The organism is Pseudomonas sp. NPDC077186 (genome assembly GCF_044543505.1).
GTDB lineage: Bacteria > Pseudomonadota > Gammaproteobacteria > Pseudomonadales > Pseudomonadaceae > Aquipseudomonas.
Genome location: NZ_JBITWE010000001.1, coordinates 876,996 through 894,977, shown reverse-complemented (window position 1 = coordinate 894,977; position 17,982 = coordinate 876,996). Strand labels below are relative to the sequence as shown.

At 67.3% G+C, this 17,982-nt stretch carries 14 protein-coding genes and 3 tRNA genes; 10 read left to right on the top strand and 7 right to left on the bottom strand.

Annotated elements, in window-relative coordinates:
* Positions 1–765: 765 nt before the first annotated feature.
* Positions 766–1,191 carry a YciI family protein gene (locus ACIGKL_RS04090; protein WP_397485424.1) on the top strand — a complete coding sequence of 142 codons (426 nt, stop codon included), beginning with the start codon at positions 766–768 and terminating at the stop codon, positions 1,189–1,191.
* An 11-nt stretch (positions 1,192–1,202) separates the two neighbouring features.
* Positions 1,203–1,622 carry a VOC family protein gene (locus tag ACIGKL_RS04085; protein ID WP_397485422.1) on the top strand — a complete coding sequence of 140 codons (420 nt, stop codon included), beginning with the start codon at positions 1,203–1,205 and terminating at the stop codon, positions 1,620–1,622.
* Between the two features lie 202 nt (positions 1,623–1,824).
* On the opposite strand, the gene ggpS is transcribed toward ACIGKL_RS04085, so the two are convergent.
* The gene (gene ggpS / locus ACIGKL_RS04080; RefSeq protein WP_397485421.1) at positions 1,825–4,083 is read right to left on the bottom strand and encodes a glucosylglycerol-phosphate synthase; all 2,259 of its coding nucleotides are present in this window, start codon (positions 4,081–4,083) and stop codon (positions 1,825–1,827) included.
* A gap of 90 nt (positions 4,084–4,173) precedes the next feature.
* Positions 4,174–5,424 carry an MFS transporter gene (locus ACIGKL_RS04075; RefSeq protein ID WP_397485420.1) on the bottom strand — a complete coding sequence of 417 codons (1,251 nt, stop codon included), beginning with the start codon at positions 5,422–5,424 and terminating at the stop codon, positions 4,174–4,176.
* A gap of 312 nt (positions 5,425–5,736) precedes the next feature.
* Here ACIGKL_RS04075 and ACIGKL_RS04070 point away from each other — a divergent pair, with 312 nt between their 5' ends.
* From ACIGKL_RS04070 to ACIGKL_RS04055, 4 genes are read left to right on the top strand one after another with little or no spacing between them, the layout of a single operon-like run.
* Positions 5,737–6,030: a hypothetical protein gene (locus ACIGKL_RS04070; RefSeq protein ID WP_397485419.1), complete on the top strand. Its 294-nt coding sequence runs from the start codon at positions 5,737–5,739 to the stop codon at positions 6,028–6,030.
* Positions 6,031–6,047: 17 nt separating this feature from the next.
* Positions 6,048–6,890, top strand: a complete 843-nt coding sequence (locus ACIGKL_RS04065; protein WP_397485418.1) for a DUF692 domain-containing protein — start codon at positions 6,048–6,050, stop codon at positions 6,888–6,890.
* Positions 6,887–7,597 carry a DUF2063 domain-containing protein gene (locus ACIGKL_RS04060; protein ID WP_397485417.1) on the top strand — a complete coding sequence of 237 codons (711 nt, stop codon included), beginning with the start codon at positions 6,887–6,889 and terminating at the stop codon, positions 7,595–7,597. Before ACIGKL_RS04065 ends, ACIGKL_RS04060 begins: the two co-directional genes overlap by 4 nt.
* A gap of 5 nt (positions 7,598–7,602) precedes the next feature.
* Positions 7,603–8,196 (top strand): DoxX family protein, encoded by a 594-nt coding sequence (locus ACIGKL_RS04055; RefSeq protein ID WP_397485416.1) that lies wholly within the window; start codon positions 7,603–7,605, stop codon positions 8,194–8,196.
* Between the two features lie 374 nt (positions 8,197–8,570).
* On the opposite strand, the gene ACIGKL_RS04050 is transcribed toward ACIGKL_RS04055, so the two are convergent.
* The 5 genes from ACIGKL_RS04050 to ACIGKL_RS04030 form a co-directional block, all read right to left on the bottom strand.
* Positions 8,571–8,801 (bottom strand): YheU family protein, encoded by a 231-nt coding sequence (locus tag ACIGKL_RS04050; protein WP_397485415.1) that lies wholly within the window; start codon positions 8,799–8,801, stop codon positions 8,571–8,573.
* A 44-nt stretch (positions 8,802–8,845) separates the two neighbouring features.
* Positions 8,846–11,590: a 7TM diverse intracellular signaling domain-containing protein gene (locus ACIGKL_RS04045; RefSeq protein WP_397485414.1), complete on the bottom strand. Its 2,745-nt coding sequence runs from the start codon at positions 11,588–11,590 to the stop codon at positions 8,846–8,848.
* Positions 11,591–11,751: 161 nt separating this feature from the next.
* Complete coding sequence (locus ACIGKL_RS04040) at positions 11,752–12,954, bottom strand: osmoprotectant NAGGN system M42 family peptidase (RefSeq protein WP_397485412.1); 1,203 nt, start codon at positions 12,952–12,954, stop codon at positions 11,752–11,754.
* Between the two features lie 210 nt (positions 12,955–13,164).
* Complete coding sequence (gene ngg, locus ACIGKL_RS04035) at positions 13,165–14,904, bottom strand: N-acetylglutaminylglutamine synthetase (RefSeq protein ID WP_397485410.1); 1,740 nt, start codon at positions 14,902–14,904, stop codon at positions 13,165–13,167.
* 148 nt (positions 14,905–15,052) lie between these two features.
* A complete protein-coding gene (locus tag ACIGKL_RS04030; RefSeq protein WP_397485409.1) occupies positions 15,053–16,822 on the bottom strand; it encodes an N-acetylglutaminylglutamine amidotransferase in 1,770 nt (589 codons plus the stop codon).
* 113 nt (positions 16,823–16,935) lie between these two features.
* On the opposite strand from ACIGKL_RS04030, the gene ACIGKL_RS04025 reads away from it, so the two are divergent.
* The 4 genes from ACIGKL_RS04025 (at position 16,936) to ACIGKL_RS04010 (ending at position 17,895) form a co-directional block, all read left to right on the top strand.
* Complete coding sequence (locus ACIGKL_RS04025; RefSeq protein ID WP_397485408.1) at positions 16,936–17,409, top strand: MarR family winged helix-turn-helix transcriptional regulator; 474 nt, start codon at positions 16,936–16,938, stop codon at positions 17,407–17,409.
* Between the two features lie 113 nt (positions 17,410–17,522).
* Positions 17,523–17,598 (top strand) — tRNA-Val (locus tag ACIGKL_RS04020).
* Between the two features lie 35 nt (positions 17,599–17,633).
* Positions 17,634–17,710 (top strand) — tRNA-Asp (locus tag ACIGKL_RS04015).
* Positions 17,711–17,818: 108 nt separating this feature from the next.
* Positions 17,819–17,895 (top strand) — tRNA-Asp (locus ACIGKL_RS04010).
* Positions 17,896–17,982 lie beyond the last annotated feature (87 nt).

The following is a 17,982-nucleotide window of genomic DNA, read 5'->3' as shown; positions in this document are numbered from 1 at the left end:
GCCCCTTACGGGCGCCACACCTTTCTTGCTTGCCCAAGAAAGGTGTGCCAAAGAAGGGCACCCGGCATCCGGGTTTCGCTACGCGAAACTTCCCTCGTTCCGGTGCCGCTCCGGGGGGCGGCTTACAAGGGCCGTCCCTGGCCCTTTAAGCCTCTCGCCGCATCCATGCGACTCGTCCCCCTACGCGACACCTCCACTCGGCCTCCTGACGGGACCGGGGCGCGAGCTTGCGTAATCTCCGAAAGATTAAACTCGGCGGCGTCTGGCTTCTGCTTTTCAACTGCGATCTCACAGACGACGCCAAGTCCCCTTCAGGAGGCCGAGTGGAATCACCATGGAAGGGGTTGAGCGACATGGATGTCGCGAGAGCCACGATGGGCCAGGGATGGCCCTTCGTGGCGGGCCTCTGGAATGGTGATGGAGCGAGGGAACCCCGGCGCAGCCGGGGCCGGATGTCGGGGTGCCCTTCTCTTTGGTTACTTTCTCTTGGGCAAGCAAGAGAAAGTGACTCGCCCGTAAGGGGCGAAACCCATCAGGCCAGACGGCGCATTAATGGATAGTGCCAAGTTGTCCGCAGCACACACTTAGTTGCCAGTCCGGTGCCAAGCGGATCTTCCCCACAAAATGCGAAAACCTGAAAAAACTTCCGCGCCCTGTCGATTCGTCCGTCGCCCGCTCGACTAGTCTTCAGAACCCCAGCCATGGGTTCAGTGTCAGCCGTAGGGAGACCCCTGCGCTACTTCGACTCGAACAAGGAGAAAGGCGATGCGTTTTATGGTGATAGTCAAGGCCACCGCGGATTCCGAAGCCGGCGTGATGCCCAGCGAGGAGCTGCTGGCGGCGATGGGGCGCTACAACGAGGAACTGGTGGAGGCCGGGGTGATGCTCGCCGGCGAAGGCCTGCAGCCCAGCAGCAAGGGCGCGCGGGTGCGTTTCTCCGGCAGTCAGCGCACGGTGATCGATGGCCCGTTCATGGAGACCAAGGAGCTGGTTGCCGGCTTCTGGATCTTTCAGTGCGAGTCGCTGCAGGCCTGCATCGACTGGGTCAAGCGTTGCCCCAACCCCATGCCTGGCGATTCCGATATCGAGATCCGCCAGATCTTCGAGGCCGAGGATTTCGGCGAAGAGTTCACCCCCGAACTGCGCGAGCAGGAAGAGCGTATTCGCGCGCGCATCAGCAGCGAAAACTAAGGAGAGTTGCGATGAAGATTCATGCCTATCTGATGTTCGACGGCCAGTGCGAGGCCGCCTTCAACCGCTACGCCGAGGTCTTCGGCGGCCAGCTGGAGATGATGCGTTACGCCGACAGCCCCGAGGACATGGAAATCCCGGCCGAGTACCGGCAGCGCGTCATGCATGTGTGCCTGAGCGTCGGCGACCAGTTGCTGATGGCCTCCGACAATCTGCCGCAGTATCCCTATGAGGGCATCAAGGGCTGTTCCGTTTCCCTGCAGGTGGACAACCTGCCGGAGGCCGAGCGCCTGTACGCCGCGCTGTCGGCCGGTGGTTCGGTGCAGATGGAGCTGCAGGCCACCTTCTGGGCCACCCGTTTCGCCATGTTCACCGATCGTTTCGGCGTGTCCTGGATGATCAACTGCGTGGTGGATAGCCAGCAGGGTTGATTAGCCCTTACGGCGTCCCCGCGACTGTTGGCGGGCGGCGAAGCGTAGGGTGGATGTCGCTTTTCACATCCACCAGAAATGGTGGATCGATAGAGCGCGATCTACCCTACGCCTGGCCCACGTAGCCCGGATGCAATCCGGGAATGGGGCGAGGCGATTCCCCGGATTGCATCCGGGCTACGAGACGGTGCGCACCGTGCAGTTAGCTGGCCAGCACCAGCGCTTCCGGTTCCTGCTCCACAGCGACGCCGGCGAGGAACTCCTCGCCCCAGCGGCGGATATCGTTGTAGCAGACGATATCGAACAGCTCGCGCAGGCGCGCCAGGGCCTCGCTCGCGGGCATGTTCAGCGCCAGGTAGCAGGTCTGCGCCAGGTCGGCCGGGTCGTGCGGGTTGGTCAGCAGCGCGCCCTTGAGTTCGGCCGCGGCGCCGGCGAATTCCGACAGCACCAGCACGCCGCGCCCACCGAGCAGGCCTTGCGCGGCGACGAACTCCTTGGCCACCAGGTTGAGGCCGTCGCGCAGTGGGGTGATCCACATCACGTCGGCCATGGCGTACCAGGCGCTGACTTCCTCGAACGGCAGGCTGCGGAAGAAGAACTGCAGCGGCGTCCAGCCGATGCGGGCGAAGCGCCCGTTGATGCGGCCGACCGCCTGTTCGATCTGCGTCTGCAGCTCGTCGTAGATGGTCATTTCCTTGGCCGCCGGCACGCAGACGGTGACCAGGGTGACCTTGCCCAGCAGCTCCGGGTTGTCGGCCAGCAGGCGCTCGTAGGCGTTGAGCTTCTCCAGGATGCCCTTGGTGTAGTCGAGGCGCTCCACCGAGAGGATCAGCTTGACCCCCTGCATCTCCTCGCGCAGGTGCGCCATCAGCTCCTTGATCTTCGGCGCCTCCAGGGCACTGCGCACGCGCTCGATATCCAGCCCGACCGGGTGCGCGCCGAGCCTGACCTGGCGGGTGCCGGAGTCCAGCGCGGTGGTCATGCGCTCCAGGCCCACGGCGCAGCCGTAGGTGATGAAGCGCGGCGCACAGCTCTGCCGCTCCAGGGTCTTGAGCGGGAACACGCCACGGGCGACGTCGACGAAGTTCTCCACCTGGCGCGGGATATGAAAGCCGATGTAGTCGCACTGCAGCAGGCTGCCGACGATCTGCCGGCGCCAGGGCAGCACGTTGAACAGGTCGGCCGAGGGGAAGTAGGTGTGGTGGAAGAAGGCGATGCGCAGATCCGGACGCAGCTCGCGCAGGTAGGCCGGCACCATCCACAGGTTGTAGTCGTGCAGCCAGACGATGGCGCCTTCGGCGGCCTCCAGCGCGGTGCGTGCGGCGAAGGCGCGGTTGACCTTGAGGAACACCTGCCAGTCGTCCTCGTTGAAGGTGGCGCGCTCCCAGAAGGTGTGCAGGGTCGGCCAGAAGGCCTCCTTGGAGAAGCGCTTGTAGAAGATGTCGACTTCCTCCTTGCTCAGTTTGACCCGCGCCGCGGTGAGCTTGGGGTAGCGCTCGGCGTCCACCGTGGTGTGGCTGTCGAACGGCTCGGCGTCGTCCTCGTGCACGGCCCAGGCGACCCAGGAGCCGGGGCGGCCGTCGCCGAAGAAACTCAGCAGGGTGGGGATGATGCCGTTGGGCGAAGTCGGGCGGCGGCGCTGCAACTTGCCGGCGGCATTGCGGTATTCCTCGTAGGGCAGGCGGTGGTAGACCATCACCAGCTCGGCCTTGCCCGGCTGCGCGGCCTGGCGGCGTTCGGCGGCGATACCGTGCTCACCGAGAAAGCCGAAATGGGCGAAGGCTTCGAGGATGCCGCCGCAGCCCGGCCGACCGGCGTGCAGGGTGCGCGAGTGGTGGGCGGTGGCCTCCAGCAGCGCGGTTTCCGACTGGCCGACGCAGACGCCGTGGAAGCTGGCGCTGAGCATGGACAGGTCGTTGAGCGTATCGCCGGCGGCCAGCACCTGGTCGTGATCCAGCTCCAGCCAGTCGGCCAGGGCCTTGAGGCTGCTGCCCTTGTTTACGCCCTTGGGGAGGAAATCGAGATACAGCTCGGCGGAATACAGCAGGTCGCAACCCAGCTCGTCGGCGATCTCGCGCAGCGCCGGGTTGGTGGCCTGCTCGGGCGTGCAGAAGTAGGAGCAGCGGCGTGCCTGCGGTACGTCCTGGCGCTCCAGGGCGAAGGCCTCGATGGCGCTGGCCACCTGGCTTTCGCCGGGCCAACGGGCGTCGACCACGCTCTGCAGCGGCTGGATCGGTTGCAGGCTGTCGCCATGCACCAGGGTCGCGCCGACGTCGGCGATGATGTAGTCCGGCTGCGGCAGCGTAGGGTCGGCCAGCAGCGGCAGCACCGCCTCCAGGCTGCGCCCGGTGACGTAGGCGAGCTTGATCTCGGGGTGGGCGGCGATGGTCTGGTAGAGGCTCAGGCGATCCTCGGGATCGCCGGCGAGAAAGGTTCCATCCAGGTCGGTGGCTAATAGCATCGTTGTTTCTCCAGAAGCGGCGTCGTGCGCCGGTGTTCTGGCTGCTTGGGGTAGGCTCGGGGCCTTGCCGAAACAGCCGGTTGCGTGACTTCAGGACTGGGTCGTCTCCTCCGTCGAATCATGGGGCGGTGCATCGGGCATCAGCTCCAGCACCGTCGGGCTGGTGCGCAGCATGGGCACGAAGTGGGCGGCGTCGCCGCTGACCAGATCGCTGACATGGCGCAGGCGGTACAGGGTGTAGACGGCCAGCAGGCCGAGGGTGCCGGCGAAGTACAGCTGCAGCGCGCCGGCGCCGAGTTGCTCCATCAGCACCCCGGCCAGCAGCGGTCCGCACACCGAGCCGATGCCGTTGACCATCAGCAGGCTGGCGGAGCCGGAGAGGATCTCGTCGCTGTGCAACTGGTCGATCAGTTGCGCCACGGCGATGGGGTAGATGGCGAAGGCCAGACCGCCCCAGACGAAGATTGCGCCGAGCAGCAGCGGGCCGGCCGGCAGCAGGCTCATCGCCAGTGCCAGGCCGATCGCCAGCAGCACCACCCAGAGCAGCACCCGACGGCGGTCGTGGCGATCCGAGTAGAGGCCGATGGGCCATTGCAGCAGGGCGCCGCCGAGGATGGTGGCGGTCATCAGCAGGCCGACGCCGGGCGTGTCGAAACCGGCCAGGCTGGCGTACACCGGCGCCATGCCCCAGAACGCACCGAGCGCAAGGCCGGACAGGCCCGCCGCGACTATGGCCAGCGGGGCGATGGCCCACAGCTGGCGCAGGTTGCTCGGCGGCGTTTGCGGCAGGCTCGGCTGCACCTGGCGAGTCAGGGTGATGGGCATCAGCGCCGCGCTGATGAGGATGGCGGCGAGGGCGAACAGGGTGAACTGCACCGGGTCGGCCAGGTGCAGCAGCTGCTGGGCCAGGGCCAGGGCGCCGAGGTTGACCGCCATGTAAATGGCGAACACCTGGCCGCGCTGCTGGTTCGGCGCCTGGGCGTTGAGCCAGCTCTCGATCACCATGTACAGCGTCACCAGGGCCAGGCCGTAGAGCACGCGCAAGCATAGCCAGATCCACGGATCGATCAGCAGCAGGTGGAGCAGGGCGGCGATGGCGGCCAGGGCGGCGCAACAGGCGAACGCGCGGATATGCCCGATGCGCCTGACCAGCGGCGTCGCCAGCCAGGTGCCGAGGAGGAACCCGACGAAGTACCCGGACATGATCAGGCCGAGCATCGTGGTGGAGTAGCCTTCGGCGACGCCACGCAGGGTCAGTAGGGTGTTGAGCAGGCCATTGCCGAGCAGGAGCAACGCGACCCCGCTCAGCAACGAGCCGATGGGGGCAATCAGGGACCACATGCGGACTACCCTAGGCAACTGTGCCACCGATGGCAAGCAGGAAGTACGCCAATGATTAGCTGGGCAATTAATTAAGCCATTGAAAAATAAGAAGTAAATTTATCGATAAACGGTTCGTGGATTTTTTCTGCGCGCGGCGGCGCACCCTGTCGGTGCAGGGCTGGGTCGATAGTCCAGGACTGTCGCGAGCGGCGTTCGTGCGTGCGCCCGGAAAAAAGATCCGTCGGCGCTGTAACGCCCGGCAGGCTGCCCCGTCCATTTCGGCGAGGGGGCCAATCCGGCCCCACGCAGGAAAACTTCTGGAGAATTGCCATGAAACAGCTCAATACCCTGACCGCCACCCTGGGCGCCGCGCTGCTGACGTCCGTTGCCTTTACCGCCCAGGCGGCGGGCAATCCCTTCGCCGCCGAGGAACTCGCCAGCGGCTACAGCCTGGCCGCGCACGAGAAGGGCCATGAGGGCACCTGCGGCGAAGGCAAGTGCGGCGGCGAGATGAAGGCCGACGGCGAGGGCAAATGCGGCGAAGGCAAGTGTGGCGGCGAGATGAAGGCCGACGGCGAAGGCAAATGCGGCGAGGGCAAGTGCGGCGCCGAGAAGAGCGAATAAGGGGCGGGGGACGGATCATGCAGGCTCGTTTCGTCAGTGGCGCCGGCCTCGGCTTGCGTCGCGGCCTGCTCGCCGCCTTGCAAGAGGATGGAGCGAGCGGTGCGGACTTTCTCGAAGTGGCGCCGGAGAACTGGATCGGCGTCGGTGGGCGCCTGGGCAGGCAACTGCGCGCGCTCAGCGAACGCCGGCCGCTGCTCTGCCATGGCCTGTCCCTCAATCTCGGCGGCTTCGCGCCGCTGGATCTGGATCTACTGCGGGCCATCAAGGCGTTTCTCGATGCCCATGGCGTGCTCGGCTACAGCGAGCACCTGTCGGCCTGCGCCGACCACGGCCAGCTCTACGACCTGATGCCGCTGCCGTTTTCCGAGGAGTCGGTGGTGCGCATCGCCGAGCGCGTGCGCATTGTCCAGGATGTGCTGGAGCGGCCGCTGATCATCGAGAACGTCTCGGCCTATGCGCAGTTGCCGGGCGAGCTGGACGAGGCGAGCTTCGTCCGCGCGGTGCTGGAGCGCGCCGATTGCCAGCTGCTGCTGGACGTCAACAACCTCTACGTCAACAGCATCAATTTCAACTTCGATGCCCAGGCCTATATCGCCGCGCTGCCGAGCGAGCGCATCGCCTACCTGCACGTGGCCGGGCACTTTGATCAGGCCGCCGATCTCAAGATCGACACCCACGGCGCGCCGGTGATCGACCCGGTGTGGGCCTTGCTGGCGCATGCCTACGCGCGGCATGGCGTACGCCCGACCCTGCTGGAGCGCGACTTCAACTTCCCGCCGCTGGCCGAGCTGTACGCCGAGCTGGCGCAGATCCGCCGCCTGCAGGGCGCGGCCGCGGGTGCGCGCCGGTACGGCACATGAACGGCGTCGACCATCAGCGCGCCTTTGCCGCGCGCATCCGCCAGCCCGATGCCGAGCCCCTGCCGCCCGGCATCGCGGCCGAGCGCATGGCGGTCTATGAAGAACTGTTCTTCAACAATATCGAGGGTTTCGTCAGCGGCGCCTTCCCGGTGCTGCGTTCGCTGTTCGACGCGGCGCGCTGGCGGGCGCTGCTGCGCGCCTTTATCGCCGATCACCGGGCGGCGACGCCCTACTTTCTCGAGATCAGCCAGGAGTTTCTCGCCTGGCTGCAGCAAGGCTACCGGGCGCAGGCGGGCGATCCGCCGTTCATCCTCGAGCTGGCGCACTACGAATGGGTGGAGCTGGCGCTGGACGTCAGCGAGGCCGAGCTGCCGGCCCGCGGCTGGTCGCCGCTGGCCTGGCCGCTGGCCTATGCCTGGCCGGTGCAGCGTATCGGCCGCACGTACAGCCCCGCGCAGCCGCCGGGCGAACCCAGCTGCCTGCTGGCCTGGCGCGACGGCCAGGACAAGGTGCGCTTCATGCAGCTGGCGCCGTTCGCCTACCGCCTGGCGCTGCGCCTGCAGGCCGGCGAGGCGCCCGCTGCCGCGCTCGCGGCCCTGGCCGCCGAGCATGGCCTGGTCGCCGACGGCGACTACCTCGATAACGCCCGCGCGCTGCTGGACGACTGGCAGCGGCGCGATATCTGGTTTCCCTTTGCCGAGGAATGACCCTCATGCTCGCCGTGCTCAATCGCTGCCAGGATGCCCTGGACGCCACCCGCCGCCTGGATTTTCTCGCCCCGCTGCTGTTGCGCCTGTACCTGGTGCCGGTGTTCTGGATGGCTGGTACGCAAAAGCTCAAGGATATCGACGCCACCGCCGCCTGGTTCGGCAACCCGGACTGGGGCCTGGGCCTGCCGTTTCCCGAGCTGCTGGCCTGGGCCGCGGCGCTGACCGAGGCCGGCGGGGCGATTCTGTTGCTGTTCGGCCTGGCGCTGCGCTGGGTGAGCATTCCGCTGATGGTGACCATGCTGGTGGCGATCTTCGCCGTGCACTGGCCCTATGGCTGGCAGGCCATCGCCGACCCGTCCGCGCCCTTCGCCAACGAGCGGGTGCTGGCGGCGGCGGAGAAACTGGAGCGGGCACGGGCGCTGCTGCGCGAGCACGGCAACTACCAGTGGCTGACCGGCAGCGGCCAGTTCGTGGTGCTGAACAACGGCATCGAGTTCGCCGCCACCTACCTGGCGATGCTGCTGGCGCTGTTCTTCGGCGGGGCGGGGCGCTGGCTGAGCCTGGATTACTGGCTGGCGCGGCGCTGGCGGCGGTAGCAGCGGGCACGGGTGGACGGCGTGGCCTAGCCCGGGTGTAATCCGGGACAGTGATCGTTGGGCTTCGCTGCGCTCAGCGCCAACCTACATCTCCAGCCGTAGCTCGGATGTAATCCGGGAACGGTGGTTGTTGGGCTTCGCTGCGCTCAGCGCCAACCTACATCTCCAGCCGTAGCTCGGGTGCAATCCGGGACGGCGATCGTTGGGCTTCGCTGCGCTTAGCGCCAACCTACATCTCCAGCCGTAGCTCGGGTGTAATCCGGGAACGGTGGTTGTTGGGCTTCGCTGCGCTTAGCGCCAACCTACATCTCCAGCCGTAGCCTGGGTGTAATCCGGGAACGGTGGTTGTTGGGCTTCGCTGCGTCGGCGCCAACCTACGTCTCCAGCCATTCCTTGGGCACGTCGCGCTTGAGCGCCAGCTGGCACTGCTGGCTGTCGGGGTCGAAGACGATCACCGCCTCGCCCTTGTCGAGGGCGCGGCGCACCCGCTGCACGCGGGTCTCCAGCGGGGTCTCGTCGCCGTTGTCGGTGCCCTCGCGGGTGACGAAGTCCTCGATCAGCGCGGTGAGGGTGTCGGCTTGCAGCAGGTGGGCGGGAATCAGCACGGCAGGAAGGCTCCAGTCAAACGGCGCCCATGCTAGCGCGCGCGTCAGGCACTGTGCACCCGCAGAAAACGCTCCAGGGTGCTGTAGAGCAGGCCGCTGTCCAGCGGTTTGCCGAGAAAGTCGTCCATCCCGGCGTCCAGGCCGTGCTGGCGGTGTTCGTCGAGGATATGCGCGGTCAGCGCGACGATCGGCACCGCCGCCAGCTGCTGGCTGCGCTCCAGGCGGCGGATCTGCCGGGTGGCCTCGAAGCCGTCCATCAGCGGCATCTCGCAGTCCATCAGGATCAGCTGGATGGCGCCGGGGTCGCGGCTGTATTCGGCGACCGCGGCTTGGCCGTCGGTGACCAGGCGCACGCTGTAGCCGCGTTTCTTCAGGAACCCCTGGACCACCAGCTGGTTCACCGGGTTGTCTTCGGCCACCAGGATGCAGGGGGTGTCGCTGTCGTTGCTGCGTGTCTCTCTGACCAACTGATACACCTGTGCACGGGGTTCTTCGTAGAGTTCGCCCAGCGCCTGGCGCAGGGCGTTGACCGCCATCGGCTGGGCCAGGTGCTGCAGGCGCAGGCCCTGGCTGGCCGGCAGCTGCTGGCAGGCTTCGGGCGGACAGACCAGCAGCACGCGCTGCTGTGGCTGCAGCTTGGGTCGCAGCGAGTCGAGCCAGTGGTTGACGCTTCCCGGCCAGGGCGCCATCAGCACCAGCAGCGGCGGCGCGGCGAAGTCCTCCAGGTAGTCCTGCAGGCGCTCCGGGGTCTGGCAGCGTTCGGTGCGCATGCCCCAGCGGCCGAGCAGGCGGCTGGTGGCGTCCAGGCCGAGGCCGTCGAGCGAGGCGAGCAGGGCGGTGCGCCCGGCCAGCAGGCGGCCGAGTTCGTCGGGCGCCTCGCTCTCGCTCAGCAGCGGGATATCGAAGGCGAAGCGGGTGCCCTGGCCGGGGGTGCTCTGCACCTCAATGCGGCCGCCCATCATCTCCACCAGCTCCTTGCTGATGGCCAGGCCCAGGCCGCTGCCGCCGTAGCGGCGGGTGGTGCTGGAGTCGCCCTGGGCGAAGGATTCGAACAGCTGCGCCAGGGCCTGCTCGCTGATGCCGATGCCGCTGTCGCTGACGGCGAACACCAGGTGTGGCTGGCCGTGGCTGTCGCTACGGCGGCTGACGCTGATCGCCACGTGGCCCTCGGCGGTGAATTTCAGGGCGTTGCTGAGCAGGTTCATCAGCACCTGCTTGAGCCGCGTCGGGTCGCCCTGGATGCGCCGCGGCACGCCGCCTTCGAGGCTGACGTAGAGGCGCAGGCGCTTGTCCAGGGCCTGGCCGGTGAACAGGCTGAGGGTCTCGGAGATCAGGTCTTCCAGGTCGAATTCGATCTGCTCCAGGCTGAGCTTGCCGGACTCGATGCGGGCGTAGTCGAGGATGTCGTTGATCACCGCCATCAGCGAGCTGCCGGAGCTGGAGATGGTGTCGACGTAGAAGCGCTGGCTGCGATCCAGCGGCGTCTCGCGCAGCAGCTGCAGCATGCCCAGCACGCCGTTGAGCGGGGTGCGGATCTCGTGGCTCATCTTGGCCAGGAAGCGACTCTTGGCCTGGCTCTCGAACTCGGCCTGCTCGGCGGCGCGGCGCGAGCGGAAGCCTTCCTCCTTGAGCAGGTTGATGCGGTCGGCCAGGCCGATGGACAGGGTGATCAGCTCGATGGTCACACCGATCTTCACCACCGTGGCGCCGAACACGCCGAACACTTCCAGACCCAGCGAGCCGGTAGTGGCCTGGATGAAGGCGAACAGCAGGATGGCCCAGGCCAGGGTGTAGTAGGAGCCGTAGCGCACGCCCCGGCGCCAGACGTAGACGCCGGTGAGCAACAGGATCAGCGACACCAGCGAGACGGTGACGCTGGCCAGGATGTTCCAGGCGGAAAGGCCGATCAGCGGCGCCGACAGCAGGATGCCGGCGCAGGCCAGCATCAGCAGGCGCAGGCCGGTGTCCAGGCGCGGGAAGTACTGGCGCGCGTGGAGGAAGTGGCGGCTGAACTGGATGGCGGTCAGGCAGTGCAGGTACATCAGGATGTAGATGCTCACCGACTGGAAGGCCACGTGCTCGGGCAGCAACTTGAACAGCATGCCGTCGAAGCAGGCGGCGAGCAGGCCGACGTTGAGGTTGTAGGCCAGGTACCAGAGGTAGGCGGCTTCGCGCAGCGACAGGTAGAGGAACAGGTTGTAGCAGAACATGGCGAACAGCACGCCGTAGAACGCGCCGTTGAAGCCCATGAGGTTTTCCTGGGCCACCGCGCTGGCGCCGTAGGTGCTGAAGAACAGCGGCACGAACACCGTGCTGGTGGTGTCGACGCGCACCAGCAGGGTGCTGACGCCGGGCTCCAGCTGCAGCGGGAACCAGAAGTTGCGCACCTGCACCGGGCGCTGGGAGAAGGCGTAGCGGTCGCCGCTTTCCTGTTCCAGGCGGCGGCCGTCGGGGCCGACGAGGAACACCTGCAGGTGGTCGAGCAGCGGGTAGTTGACCTCCAGGTAGCCGCCCAGCTCCCGCGTCAGGCCGTTGACCAGACGCACCTTGAACCACCACACCGAGGCGTTCTTGCCCTGGTTGGCGTGCTCGCCCGTGATGCGGCGGAAGGCGTCGTCGTCCAGTGCCAGCGCCCGGTCGACGCTCAACTGGCCGCCGACGTCCTCGTAATAGCCGGTGTAGGGGCCGAGGGAAAGGCGCAGGTCGTCGCTATCCAGCGGCGCGGGTGGCAGGGCCCAGCTCGGGGACGTCAGCCAGAACAGCAGCAAAGCCAGGCACAGACGAGGCATCCGGAAACCTCAGTGGGCCACCAACAATGGCCGGGAATCATGTCTAACGTCGCGTCGCGACGGCCCGAGGGGTGACCGCCAGGGATGCCTGGCGGTTGCAGCGGGGGCGCTCGCGGCCCCCTGGTTCTTTCGCGCCACTTTGCCCGGATGCGCGGGCCCCTTCAAGCGTCCTTGTCGTGCTGACCGAGCAGGCTGTCCACCGGCGGGACGCGCGTCTCGCTTTCCATCTGCGCGTCGTGTTCGAGCTGGTGGCTGAAACGCTCCAGCGAGCCCTGCGCCGGCTGCGCGTCGCTGGCGAATACCGGCGGGCTGAGCAGGTAGGCGGTGAGCAGGCGGCTGAGCGCCTTGAGGCTGTCGATATGGGTGCGCTCGTAGCCGTGGGTGGCGTCGCAGCCGAAGGCCAACAGCGCGGTGCGGATGTCGTGGCCGGCGGTTACCGCCGACTGCGCGTCGCTGTGGTAGTAGCGGAACAGGTCGCGGCGCACCGGGATTTCCTGCTCGGCGCCCAGGCGCAGCAGCTGGCGCGACAGGTGATAGTCGTAGGGGCCGCCGGAGTCCTGCATGGCCACGCTGACCGCGTGTTCGCTGGACTGCTGGCCGGGCGCCACCGGGGCGATGTCGATGCCGACGAACTCGCTGACGTCCCAGGGTAGCGCGGCGGCGGCGCCGGAGCCGACCTCCTCGGTGATGGTGAACAGCGGGTGACAGTCGATCTCCGGCTGTAGGCCATGCTCCTTGATGGTCTTCAGCGAAGCCAGCAGGGCGGCGACGCCGGCCTTGTCGTCGAGGTGGCGGGCGCTGATATGGCCGCTCTCGGTGAATTCCGGCAGCGGGTCGAAGGCGACGAAATCGCCCACCGAGATGCCCAGCGACTCGCAGTCGGCGCGGGTGGTGGCGTAGGCGTCGAGGCGCAGCTCGATGTGGTCCCAGCTGATCGGCAGGCTGTCCACCGCGGTGTTGAAGGCGTGCCCGGACGCCATCAGCGGCAGCACGCTGCCGCGCAGCACGCCCTGGTCGGTAAATACGCTGACCCGGCTGCCCTCGGCGAAGCGGCTCGACCAACAGCCCACCGGGGCCAGGCCGAGGCGGCCGTTGTCCTGCACCTCGCGGACGATGGCGCCGATGGTGTCGAGGTGCGCCGACACCGCGCGGTCGCAGCGCTCGCAGTCGCTCTGGCAGCCCTTGAGGGTGGCGCGGATGGTACCGCGACGGGTCAGCTCGAAGGGAATCTCGAGGTCGTTCAGGCGTTCGGCGACGTAGCGCACTATGGTGTCGGTGAAGCCGGTGGGGCTGGGGATGGCGAGCATCTCCAGCAGCACCTTCTGCAGGTAGTCGAGGTCGGGTTCGGGTAGTGCTTGTTTCATGCAGACTCCTCTGGCGTGTTCGGCCCGGGTGCCCAGGCGTAGGGTGGCCATGGCGTAGCCTTGTCCACCGTCGGCTAGGAGATGGCGGACAAGCCTTCGGCATGTCCGCCCTACGGTCTGGAGCTCGGGCTGGCTTCAGCCCGTAGCCCGGATGCAATCCGGGGCGGTTGACGGAGGTTCCCGGATTGCATCCGGGCTACCGATCAGCACTCAGCTGATCACCTGGCTCAACGGGAACAGCAGGTCGACGAAGCGTTCGGCGGTCGGCTGCGGTTCGTGGTTGGCCAGGCCGGCGCGTTCGTTGGCCTCGATGAACACGTGCTGCGGCTGGTCGGCGGCCGGCACCAGCAGGTCGAGGCCGACCACCGGGATCTCCAGGGCGCGCGCGGCCTTGATCGCCGCCTCGCGCAGGGCCGGGTGGAGGATCGCGGTTACGTCCTCCAGGGTGCCGCCGGTGTGCAGGTTGGCGGTCTTGCGCACGGCCAGGCGGGTACCGGCCGGCAGCACGCTGGCGTAATCGAGGCCGGCGCCGTGCAGGGTGCGCAGGGTCTCGGCGTCCCTGGGAATGCGGCTTTCGCCGCCGGTGGCGGCCTGGCGCCGGCGGCTCTGGGCGTCGATCAGCGCGCCGACGCTGTGGCGGCCGTCGCCGATGATCTCGGCCGGGCGGCGGATGGCGGCGGCCACCACCTCATAGCCGATCACCAGCACGCGCAGGTCGAGACCCGGGTGGAAGCTTTCCAGCAGCACGCGCTGGTCGAACACCCGCGCCCGCTCGATGGCGTCCTGCACCTCGCCGGGCGTGCGCAGGTCGACCGCCACGCCCTGGCCCTGCTCGCCGTCCACCGGCTTGACCACCAGGGCGCCGTGTTCGGCGAGAAAGGCGGCGTTGTCCTCGGCGCTGCCGGCCAGGCGCTGCGCCGGCACGGCGAGGCCTGTGCGGGACAGGGCGCGGTGGGTCAGGCGTTTGTCCTGGCACAGGGTCATGCTCACCGCGCTGGTCAGGTCGGTCAGCGATTCGCGGCAGCGGATGCGCCGGCCGCCCTGGCTGAGGGTGAACAGCCCGGCCTCGGCGTCGTCCACCTGCACCTCGATGCCGCGGCGCAGCGCCTCGTCGACGATGATGCGCGCATAGGGGTTGAGTTCGGCCTGCGGACCGGGGCCGAGGAACAGCGGCTGGTTGATGCCGTTCTTGCGCTTGAGGCTGAAGGTCTGCAGTTCGCGAAAGCCCAGTTTGGCGTAGAGCTGCTTGGCCTGGCGGTTGTCGTGCAGGACGGAAAGATCGAGATAACTGAGCCCGCGGCTCATAAAGTGCTCGATCAGGTGGCGCACCAGCACCTCGCCGACGCCGGGGCGGCTGCACTGCGGGTCCACCGCCAGGCACCAGAGGCTGCTGCCGTTCTCCGGGTCGTGGAAGGCGCGCTGGTGATTCAGGCCCATGACGCTGCCTATCACCGCGCCGCTGTCCTCGTCCTCGGCCAGCCAGTAGGTGGGTCCGCCCTCGTTGTAGGGGGTGAGTTTCTCCGCATCGATCGGCAGCATGCCGCGCATCTGGTACAGGCAGTTGATCGCCTGCCAGTCGGCCTCGTTCTGCGCGCGGCGAATGCGGTAGCCGCGAAAGCCGCGGCGCGCCGGGCGGTAGTCGGTGAACCACAGGCGCAGGGTGTCGGAGGGGTCGAGGAACAGCTGCTGCGGCGCCTGCGCCAGCACCTGGTGCGGGGCGGCGACGTACAGGGCGATATCGCGTTCGCCGGGGCGTTCGTCGAGCAGGGCTTCGGCCAGCGCCGTGGCGTCCGGGTAGGTGTGGCCGATCAGCAGGCGGCCCCAGCCACAGTGCACGGCCAGTGGCTGGCTGGGCGGGGCGTTGTGGTCTTCGGCCAGACGCGCCTGCAGGCGTTCGTAGGAGGGCGTCTGGCCGCGCAGCAGGCGTTGGTTGTAGGCAGTGGCGCGCATTGGAATGGTCCTTTGCTGTCTGCAACGCCCGGACAGGGTCCGGGCGCGAATGGAGTCGTGACATCCCCGGATGGCATCCGGGCTACGGCTGTGCCGGGGCGCAGGGCGGATGCCGCTGTGCATATCCGACGGCATCCACCCTGCGCGGTTACAGGCCTTGCTCGCTCAGCCACAGGTTGAGCGCCGCCAGCTGCCACAGCTTGGAGCCGCGCAGCGGCGTCAGCTGGCCCTGCGGGTCGGTCAGCAGCTGGTCGAGCATGGCCGGGTTGAACAGGCCGCGATCCTGGCTGGGGTCGAGCAGCAGGTCGCGCACCCAGCCCAGGGTGGCGCCTTCCAGGTGCTTGAGGCCGGGCACCGGGAAGTAGCCCTTGGGCCGGTCGATCACCTCGCCGGGGATCACCTGGCGCGCCGCTTCCTTGAGCACGTGCTTGCCACCATCCGGCAGCTTGAAACGGGCCGGGATGCGTGCCGACAGCTCCACCAGGCGGTAGTCGAGGAACGGCGTGCGCGCTTCCAGGCCCCAGGCCATGGTCATGTTGTCCACCCGCTTGACCGGGTCGTCGACCAGCATCACCGTGCTGTCCAGGCGCAGCGCCTTGTCCACCGGAGCGGCGGCGCCGGGGGCGGCGAAGTGCTGGCGGACGAACTCGCCGGCCAGGTCGCCGGTCAGCCACTGCGGCTGCACGCAGGCGGCGTACTCGTCGTAATCGCGGTCGAAGAAGGCCGCGCGGTAGGCGGCGAAGGCGTCGTCGGCGCCATCCACCTGCGGGTACCAGTGGTAGCCGGCGAACAGCTCGTCGGCGCCCTGGCCGCTCTGCACCACCTTGCAGTGCTGGGCCACCTCGCGCGACAGCAGGTAGAAGGCGATGCAGTCGTGGCTGACCATCGGCTCGCTCATGGCGCGGAAGGCCGCCGGCAACTGCTCGATGATCTCGTGCTCGTCGATGCGCAGCTGGTGGTGGCGGGTGGCGAAGCGCTCGGCGATCAGGTCCGAGTACTGGAACTCGTCGCCACGCTCGCCGCCGGCATCCTGGAAGCCGATGGAGAAGGTCAGCAGGTTGTCCACCCCGGCCTCGCGCAGCAGGCCGACCAGCAGGCTCGAATCGACCCCGCCGGACAGCAGCACGCCGACGTCCACTGCGGCGCGCTGGCGGATCGACACCGCCTCGCGCATGCCATCGAGCACGCGCTCGCGCCAGTCTTCCAGGGTGAAGGGGATTTCCTCGCGCTGCGGGCCGAACTCCAGCTGCCACCAGCTCTGCTGCTGACAGTTGCCGTCGGCGTCGATACGCATCCAGGTGGCCGGCGGCAGCTTCTCCACGCCGGCGAGGATGGTGCGCGGCGCCGGCACCACGGCGTGGAAGTTCAGGTAATGGTTGAGCGCCACGGCGTCCAGCGTCCTGGCGATATCGCCGCCCTGCAGCAGGGCGGGCAGCGACGAGGCGAAGCGCAGGCGCTCGCCGGTGCGCGACAGGTACAGGGGTTTGACCCCCAGGCGGTCGCGAGCGATGAACAGACTCTGCTTGTCGCGCTCCCACACGGCGAAGGCGAACATGCCGTTGAGCTTGGGCAGCAGTTTTTCGCCCCAGGCGTGATAACCCTTGAGCAGCACCTCGGTGTCGCCGCCGGAGAAAAAGCGATAACCCAGCGTCTCCAGCTCGGCACGCAACTCGGGGTAGTTGTAGATGGCGCCGTTGAACACCATGGACAGGCCCAGGTCGCTGTCGATCATCGGCTGGCCGGAGGCTTCGGCCAGGTCCATGATCTTCAGGCGGCGGTGGCCGAGGGCGATGGGGCCCTGGCTGTGGAAGCCGTGGGCGTCGGGGCCGCGAGGGGCCAGGTGATGGGTGATGCGCTCGACGGCCGCCAGGTCCGCGGGGCGGCGATCAAAACGTAGTTCTCCAGCTATTCCGCACATATTTTCCTTACCGGTATTGCCGTTGGGGAGGGGCTCGGTGGTGGCCGAGCCTTTTACACCAAAACAAAAAAATGCTTTTATGTCAAAGCTTATGGTGCGATATATAGGTGTATATGAGCGATAAAAAAGTTCCTACTGAAATAGATTTGTCATCCGTGCTGGCCTTCGAAATGCCCCTGTTCCAGGCCTTGCGACGGCTGCAGCAGGCGGGCGAGGTGCACGCCAAGCGCCTGGCCCGTTTCGGCGGGCTGACGCCCATGCAGCTGCTGATCCTGCAGGTGCTGGCCAGTGAGACGCGCCTGACCGCCAGCGCCCTCAGCGGGCGGGTGAGTCTGACCGCGGCGACCCTGTCCGGCATGCTCGACCGTCTCGAGGAACGCGGCCTGCTGCAGCGTCAGCGCGACGACCAGGATCGCCGCCGCCAGTGGCTGCTGATCAGCGACGCCGGGCGCGAGTTGATCCAGCAGGCGCCGTCGCTGCTGCCGCCGGAGTTCAACCGGCGCTTCGCCGCCCTGGCCGACTGGGAGCGCCACGGCCTGACCGCCGCGCTGCTGCGCGCCGCCGAGCTGTGTGGGGAAATGGATTGAGGCGGCAGCGCTTCGGGGCGGCGCTGAAAAACCGCCTTTTTCAGAAAAAATTCAAGCAGGGTGTTGACTTAGCGTCGTCGCCTGCATAAAGTGCGCGCCTCGCTAAGGCACATGGGTGATTAGCTCAGCCGGGAGAGCATCTGCCTTACAAGCAGAGGGTCGGCGGTTCGATCCCGTCATCACCCACCATAGCCATAGAGAGAAGGACGAAAGTCCACCGACGCGCAGCGGTAGTTCAGTCGGTTAGAATACCGGCCTGTCACGCCGGGGGTCGCGGGTTCGAGTCCCGTCCGCTGCGCCATTATTTCCCAGATCGATGTTTCATCGGTTTGAGATGGCAAAGTCCGCAAGGGCGCCATTAGATGCAACAGAGTTTCAAGAGTTTTCTGGACGAAAGTCCAACCGACACGCAGCGGTAGTTCAGTCGGTTAGAATACCGGCCTGTCACGCCGGGGGTCGCGGGTTCGAGTCCCGTCCGCTGCGCCATATAGGAAAACCCGCTGATCGCAAGATCAGCGGGTTTTTTGTTGCCCATCGTCTGGGCGCCGCTTCTCGGTGGCGGCGCTCAAGCGG

What these genes read in the sequence shown, in the direction of transcription:
- ACIGKL_RS04090 (WP_397485424.1), top strand. Translation starts at nt 766, where the DNA reads ATGCGTTTTATGGTGATAGTCAAGGCCACCGCGGATTCCGAAGCCGGC.
- ACIGKL_RS04085 (WP_397485422.1), top strand. Translation starts at nt 1,203, where the DNA reads ATGAAGATTCATGCCTATCTGATGTTCGACGGCCAGTGCGAGGCCGCC.
- ggpS (WP_397485421.1), bottom strand. Translation starts at nt 4,083, where the DNA reads ATGCTATTAGCCACCGACCTGGATGGAACCTTTCTCGCCGGCGATCCC.
- ACIGKL_RS04075 (WP_397485420.1), bottom strand. Translation starts at nt 5,424, where the DNA reads ATGTGGTCCCTGATTGCCCCCATCGGCTCGTTGCTGAGCGGGGTCGCG.
- ACIGKL_RS04070 (WP_397485419.1), top strand. Translation starts at nt 5,737, where the DNA reads ATGAAACAGCTCAATACCCTGACCGCCACCCTGGGCGCCGCGCTGCTG.
- ACIGKL_RS04065 (WP_397485418.1), top strand. Translation starts at nt 6,048, where the DNA reads ATGCAGGCTCGTTTCGTCAGTGGCGCCGGCCTCGGCTTGCGTCGCGGC.
- ACIGKL_RS04060 (WP_397485417.1), top strand. Translation starts at nt 6,887, where the DNA reads ATGAACGGCGTCGACCATCAGCGCGCCTTTGCCGCGCGCATCCGCCAG.
- ACIGKL_RS04055 (WP_397485416.1), top strand. Translation starts at nt 7,603, where the DNA reads ATGCTCGCCGTGCTCAATCGCTGCCAGGATGCCCTGGACGCCACCCGC.
- ACIGKL_RS04045 (WP_397485414.1), bottom strand. Translation starts at nt 11,590, where the DNA reads ATGCCTCGTCTGTGCCTGGCTTTGCTGCTGTTCTGGCTGACGTCCCCG.
- ACIGKL_RS04040 (WP_397485412.1), bottom strand. Translation starts at nt 12,954, where the DNA reads ATGAAACAAGCACTACCCGAACCCGACCTCGACTACCTGCAGAAGGTG.
- ngg (WP_397485410.1), bottom strand. Translation starts at nt 14,904, where the DNA reads ATGCGCGCCACTGCCTACAACCAACGCCTGCTGCGCGGCCAGACGCCC.
- ACIGKL_RS04030 (WP_397485409.1), bottom strand. Translation starts at nt 16,822, where the DNA reads ATGTGCGGAATAGCTGGAGAACTACGTTTTGATCGCCGCCCCGCGGAC.
- ACIGKL_RS04025 (WP_397485408.1), top strand. Translation starts at nt 16,936, where the DNA reads ATGAGCGATAAAAAAGTTCCTACTGAAATAGATTTGTCATCCGTGCTG.